We start from the raw sequence: 6,149 nt of genomic DNA, 5'->3' as shown, positions 1-6,149 counted from the left end.
GATGACGCCAAGCGTCGCAAAGAAGGCCGCATGGCGGTCACGCGGGATCACCTGGGTGCTGATCGGTTCGGGCACAAGCCCCAGTTTGTCACAGACATGTTCCTCGACGGCGGGATCGATATTGGCAAATGTGCCGACGGCGCCGCTGATGGCCCCGGTTGCGATTTCCGCACGGGCATCACGCATACGGGACAGGTTGCGGTCCATCTCGGCATAGAACCGGGCAAAGGTCAGGCCCATTGTCGTGGGCTCTGCGTGGATGCCGTGGCTGCGACCGATGCGAACAGTGTCCTTGTGTTCAAACGCGCGGCGCTTGAGCGCTGCCAAAAGCCCTTCGAGATCGGCGATCAGGAGGTCGGCCGCGCGCGTCAGCTGGACGTTGAAACAGGTGTCCAACACGTCCGAACTGGTCATGCCCTGGTGCACGAACCGGGCCTCTTCACTGCCAACATGTTCGGCGAGATGGGTCAGAAAGGCGATGACATCATGTTTGGTGACGGCTTCGATCTCGTCGATGCGGGCGACGTCGAATTCCGCGTCTTTGGCTTTCCAAACGGCTTCTGCATTCTCACGCGGGATCACGCCCAGATCGGCCATGGCATCGCAGGCATGCGCCTCGATTTCATACCAGATGCGAAACTTGGTTTCGGGCGACCAGATGGCAACCATGTCAGGGCGGGAATAACGGGGAATCATTGGCGGCAGCACCTTTATGTGATTGGGATGAGGCGTTGGCGCGGGGTTTAGCCGCCTGTGCGCAAGGGAACAAGATGTGAGAGCAGGTATGAGACGGTTTGCCCTGATTTTCGCCCTTTGGCCGGGGGTTTTGGCGGCCGGAGACTTCCAGAAACTGTCCGGAGAGGAAATCCTGTCAGCCTTGGCGGGCAAGAAGCTGGAATACGGCGCGGGTGTTTGGCAGGTATTCGAAGCCAGCATGATCACGCAGTATTTCTCGGGCGGGCCCAGTGTCGGGCGCTGGGCGGTGAGAGGGGATCAATACTGCTCGACATGGCCACCTGCCGATTTGTGGGCCTGCTACGACGTCTGGCGAAATGGGGACGCGATCCGTTTCGTTGATGAAGCGGACGGCCAGACCGTCGGGGTCTATGCGAAATAGATTTCATGCGTTTGTCCGAGTGTTGGGGCGTGATGCGTGCAAAAGTCAGACGACATGTGCGGGGAACGGAAATGCCTGAACACGGTTTTCCTGGGTCTTTGCAACGCAGTGCTGGACAAGTCGCGCTTTCAGGGGTCAAGCTGAGGGCGAAGAAATCATCAGGTTATTGAGATATGCGTTTTTTATCATCTCCAATTCTTGCCGCTTGCGCCGCTGTCTGGCTGGGTGGGGCAGGAGCGGCACTGGCCGACACTCCGGTGACATATACCGAGGATGGTCGCGCATTGTTTCGGTTCGACGTGCCCGATTTCTGGGTGCTGCGCACCGGCGGCCCGCGTGAGATCGAAGACACCGGATTGGATGATCCGCGTGCGGTGGCACGGGTCATGGGGCTGCGTCCCGTAACGGACGACAACGTCTGGATGGGGTTTGTTTCGCCTTCGGGGGTTGCAACCATTCAGGATGGTGTCCGCTACTTGCAGGATATCGACAAGTTTCTGGTCAAAGACCCGACCCTTACCAGCACCAGCGACACCCGCATCGGCGGGTTGCCCGCCCGGGTCTTTCGGGGGACAGGGCGCCGCGATGGTAAGGGAGTGAACTTCACGGCCACTGTCATTGACTTGCCGCGCAACCGTGTCGCCATAGCGGTTGCCATCCTGCGGAACGGGGCAGACCCGGATTTCGCCGAAGATTTGAACGCCGTTTTCGCGTCGTTCCGGTCGCTTCTGTGAGGGGGGCAAGATGCGCATTGGACTGATCAAACGGATTTCCCTTGCATTGGGGCTGGGGGCTGCGACTTTGACGTTGTCGGCCTGTGACGGCGTAACGGTCGGCGTCGGATACGGGTATGACCCGTTCTATGACTCGATGCTGTGGAACGATTACTATCGCGATGTCGATGTGAATGTTGATATCAACCGCCCGGACCGCCCAGATCGACCCGTGCGTCCCGAGCGCCCGAACCCACCGGTTGCCAAACCTCCTGCGCGGCCGCGGCCCCCGGTGGCCCGGCCACCTGCCGCGCGGCCGCCAATACATCGTCCGGCACCACGCCGCAGATAATCAAAAGGCCGCCTGTCCAGCGGCCTTTTCTCAGGTAAGAAGTTCAGTCGTGATATGCGCCGAGCCTTCAAGTGTCCGGTGAACCGGGCATTTGTCTGCAATTTCCAGCAGGCGCTGTTTTTGTTCCTGATCAAGCGGGCCGCTCAGGCGGATTTTGCGGCGGAACTGATCCACTTTGCCCTCATTTGCCAAGCCGGCATCCTGAGCATGAACTTTGTCATGGCAGACATCGACGCTGACACTGGTCAGCGGCCATTTTTTGCGGCGCGCATACATCCTTATCGTCATGGACGTGCAGGCGCCGAGGCCGGAAGAGACAAAGCCATAAGGCGACATGCCCTTATCCGTGCCGCCGTAAGAGGCAGGCTCATCTGCAACCGCATGATGGTGTGGACCTGCCTGAATATCCTGCATGAAGCCATTCGGATCCGCTTCTGTCACGCGAATGACACCTTCCGGCGCACCTGGGGGTGGCGCGGGTGGGCAAAGTTTCAGATAGCGCGAGACCCAAGCCGAGATGACATCCGCGGCATATTCAGCATCAGAGGCCCGTGTGATCAGGTGATCGGCATCGTCGAGGGTGACGAAGCTTTTTGGGTGCTTTGCAGCCAGAAATATGGTGCTTGCGTTGTCGATACTGACCGTTTCGTCCCGAGGGGCGTGCAGGATCAGCAAAGCGGCCCTAAGATCAGCGATCGAGGCAGACAGGGCCGATCCCGCAATGTCGTCCACGAACGCTTTGCCAATTCGAAACGGGCGTCCGCCCAAGGTGACCTCGGCGCTGCCCTCCTGTTCGATCTGGGGTAGGGCTTCCTCGAAATGATGGGACACGTGGCCGGGATCCGCCGGTGCGCCCAAGGTGACCACGGCCTTGACCGTCGGAATTCCGGCACGCGCCCGCAAAACCGCCGCACCGCCAAGCGAGTGACCGATCAGCAGGGCAGGGGCCATGTTTCGTCCGGCCAGATATTGCGCGGCCGAGATCAGGTCCTCGACATTCGACGTGAAGGTCGTGTTGGCGAATTCTCCTTCGGAATGACCCAGGCCGGTAAAGTCGAACCGAAGCACTGCAATTCCCATGGCCGCCAGACGGGCCGAAATGCGCCGGGCCGCAGGTATGTCCTTGGAACAAGTGAAGCAATGGGCAAACAGGGCCGTCGCAAGGACCGGACCATCCGGCAAATCCAGCCGCGCGGCCAATTGGCTGCCGTCATGTCCGGCAAAAGTGATGCGTTCCGTGGGCATGTCGGCTCCTTGAACGGTTCGGGGAAACATCCCCAATACTGTGGTCAAGCCCGCCGGGTCACAACCCTTATGTCAAACGCGTCACGGGAAGGTGAGAACCAAGCGAGCGCCTTGCAATCCGAAAGATGCCCCGGGCGGTGACAGGCGCGGCCGCTAAATTGGGGTGGTCGGCGTTTCATCAATGTATGTGATGCAACACCGAACAAACATTCGCTTCACTTATGCCGCAATCAAACCCATCTACGGCCTACAGCATTTGATAAAGGAGACGCAGATGGCACATGCAGACGCTGCCGCACACCTTCCCAAGATACTTCCCGGTACAGTCATGGCGATTGTTCTGGCTGGCCTCGTGGGTTTTGCCGTCGGGCAATCCCGGCCCGCGGTTATCAGCGGGCCGCAGGCTCAGGTAAGCCCAACTGTCGAAGACTGGCACGGCAACGTGCGCCGGTCTCATTGGTCAGAATGAGGCGCCGGCTTCATTCGAGCCCCATCAACCGGGCATCGAAGGGGTATTTCGTCAGGTTTTCATATCCGTCTTCGGTTATGAGAACCTGATCCTCCAGCTTGATGCTGAAATCGCCACCCACTTCGCCCACGCAGGCTTCGACACACAAGACCATTCCGGGTTCCAGCGGATAATCATAGGCCCCTTCAACCGCCTTGTCCGGATAAGCAACCAGCGGCCATTCATCGCAAAGCCCGACGCCGTGCATCAGACAGCCATATTTCTGCGCCTGGAACTTCTCGTCCAGCCTGTGGGAATTTGCGGTCAGTTCGGGGATCATCACGCCGGGCTTGAGCATCTCCATATTGGTCATGATGTGTTCATGGGCGTGCTGCATGGCATAGATCATGTCCTCGCGCGGCTTCTGATCGCCAATCCACCAACTGCGGGAAATATCGATGCAAATCCCGTAAGAACCAATCAGGTCGGTGTCGAACGAGATGATCTCGTTCTGCTGGGTGATCCGTGGGCCACATTCCTGAAACCACGGGTTGGTCCGCTGACCCGAAGCCAACAGACGGGTTTCGATCCACTCTCCGCCACGCCTGATGTTTTCGGCGTGAAGAACAGCCCAGATATCATCTTCCGAGGTCTTGCCGTCACCGACATTGGCACGGGCAAACCGTTCCATTTCGGCAACCGCAGTTTCGCAGGCATGGCTGGCGCAGCGCATGGCCAGGATTTCGTCGGGCCCTTTGACGGCGCGGGTCTTCTCGGTCAGCTCTTCGCCTTCCATGATGTCGAACCCCTGCGCCTCGAGCGCGCGCAACCCGTGCAGCATGATCTTGTCGACGGCCAGGCGCATGTTGCCGCCGCCGTGTTCTTCGATCAGTACGCGTACTTCGTTCGAGAACACATCCGCGGCAACGTCAACCTTGTCGCCCCGGTCGAAGTAGAACAGGTCGGCGCCCGAGCGCTGCTCGCGCACAAGCGGGTTGAAGGTGCTGAGGAAGGGAGAGTTCTTGTAATCCCAGATCACCATATAGCCATCCGCACACAGCAGAACCGCCCGAAACGGATTGTGGGTGTTCCACAGCTGCATATTCGTGCTGTCGGTGGCATAGCGGATATTCAGCGGGTCAAAAATCAGCAAGCCGCCATAGCCGCGGTCCACGACGGCCTGTGTCAGCCGCTTCCAGCGGTGTTCCCGCATCCGCGCCAGATTGGGAAGTTCCAGCCCCGCAGCGGCCCACTCGTCAAACGCAAGCTGCGTCGGGCCAATCTCGATCCGGTCATTTTCGTTTGGCGTACCATCGCCCAATGTCGTGCCACGGCTGGGGTCAATCTTGCGCGTGTCTCGGTAGTGCTGGTTCATGGCTGGCCTCGTTGCTTGTTCCAATTACAATTCATCCACCACAACCAATCGTCTGAGAAAAATGCGACGGCGAGGTTGTCGTTTTCGACCGACAAGAAAAACTGTGCATGCTAAGCCACCGGCATGACACGTATTCTGCAAAACAAGATCCCGTATGATGTCGAAAACCCGCGCGCTTTACCGGGTATTCAACCGGCAACCATGGAAAACTGGCTGCATCAGGATGAGGCTTTTGCCGGCCAGATGCGACGCCGCGAAGAAATTCTGGCTGAGCGGCGCGACGATGTTCTTGCGCTTGATCCTGGGGCCAAACCTGCCGCTGTGGAGTTGCTGGATCTGGTTCTGACGCAGACATATCCCACGGCCGGGGCAGAGGTCGCAAGGCCGGATGGCGTATCCGTCGCGATCGATCGGGATCGTCCGCTTGATACACTATGCAGGCTGGTGCAGGAGGACTTCTGCATCCTTCAGAAACGGGAAGATGAGCATGTTCTGACGGGTGCCATACTGTGTTTTCCCGCCAGTTGGCGCTTGTCCGAGAAATTCATGCGGCCGCTGATTGATATCCACGTGCCCGTGGATAGCTATGACGCCAATGTCGCGAAACGGGTGCAGAGGCTGTTTGACGGTATTCAACCCGGTCGCCCGCTGTGGCGCTTCAACGCCCTGTGGTACGAAGACCCGGAGCTGTTCCAGCCTCGCAGTGCCAGTGAGCCGCGCAAAATACGGGACCGGCGTCAAGCGTCTTATCTGCGAAGCGAGCGGCAGACGTTATTGCGTTTGCCGAATACCAACGCGGTCGTGTTTTCCATCCACACATACGTTCTGGCCGCGAACGCGATCCCGGAAACGGAAAACCCCGCCTGATGGCGGGGCCTCCTAGGAGGGTCTTCGATAAT

At 59.0% G+C, this 6,149-nt stretch carries 8 protein-coding genes; 5 read left to right on the top strand and 3 right to left on the bottom strand.

Annotation, left to right across the window (positions count from 1 at the left end):
- Window positions 1-696, bottom strand: a 696-nt coding sequence (locus tag AC2FNN_RS16325; RefSeq protein ID WP_496759556.1) for a lyase family protein, incomplete at its 3' end; no start/stop codon positions are given.
- Window positions 697-784: 88 nt separating this feature from the next.
- Here AC2FNN_RS16325 and AC2FNN_RS16320 point away from each other — a divergent pair.
- From AC2FNN_RS16320 to AC2FNN_RS16310, 3 genes are all read left to right on the top strand, one after another.
- On the top strand, window positions 785-1,117 hold the full coding sequence (locus AC2FNN_RS16320) for a hypothetical protein (RefSeq protein ID WP_496759555.1): 333 nt from the start codon (window positions 785-787) through the stop codon (window positions 1,115-1,117).
- A gap of 173 nt (window positions 1,118-1,290) precedes the next feature.
- Entirely contained in the window at window positions 1,291-1,851 is a 561-nt protein-coding gene (locus tag AC2FNN_RS16315; protein ID WP_496759554.1) for a hypothetical protein, read from the top strand.
- A 10-nt stretch (window positions 1,852-1,861) separates the two neighbouring features.
- A complete protein-coding gene (locus AC2FNN_RS16310) occupies window positions 1,862-2,182 on the top strand; it encodes a hypothetical protein (protein WP_171631445.1) in 321 nt (106 codons plus the stop codon).
- A gap of 30 nt (window positions 2,183-2,212) precedes the next feature.
- On the opposite strand, the gene AC2FNN_RS16305 is transcribed toward AC2FNN_RS16310, so the two are convergent.
- Window positions 2,213-3,427 (bottom strand): bifunctional alpha/beta hydrolase/OsmC family protein, encoded by a 1,215-nt coding sequence (locus AC2FNN_RS16305; protein WP_496759552.1) that lies wholly within the window; start codon window positions 3,425-3,427, stop codon window positions 2,213-2,215.
- Window positions 3,428-3,701: 274 nt separating this feature from the next.
- Here AC2FNN_RS16305 and AC2FNN_RS16300 point away from each other — a divergent pair, with 274 nt between their 5' ends.
- A complete protein-coding gene (locus AC2FNN_RS16300; protein WP_496759551.1) occupies window positions 3,702-3,896 on the top strand; it encodes a hypothetical protein in 195 nt (64 codons plus the stop codon).
- A 10-nt stretch (window positions 3,897-3,906) separates the two neighbouring features.
- On the opposite strand, the gene dddP is transcribed toward AC2FNN_RS16300, so the two are convergent.
- The gene (dddP, locus tag AC2FNN_RS16295; RefSeq protein ID WP_496759550.1) at window positions 3,907-5,250 is read right to left on the bottom strand and encodes a dimethylsulfonioproprionate lyase DddP; all 1,344 of its coding nucleotides are present in this window, start codon (window positions 5,248-5,250) and stop codon (window positions 3,907-3,909) included.
- A 123-nt stretch (window positions 5,251-5,373) separates the two neighbouring features.
- Here dddP and AC2FNN_RS16290 point away from each other — a divergent pair, with 123 nt between their 5' ends.
- Entirely contained in the window at window positions 5,374-6,117 is a 744-nt protein-coding gene (locus AC2FNN_RS16290) for a heme-dependent oxidative N-demethylase family protein (RefSeq protein ID WP_496759549.1), read from the top strand.
- Window positions 6,118-6,149 lie beyond the last annotated feature (32 nt).

It is taken from the genome of Ruegeria sp. BHSA118, assembly GCF_059613405.1.
The sequence above is the reverse complement of the archived record's forward strand: the minus strand, read 5'-3'. Positions and strand labels throughout refer to the sequence as shown.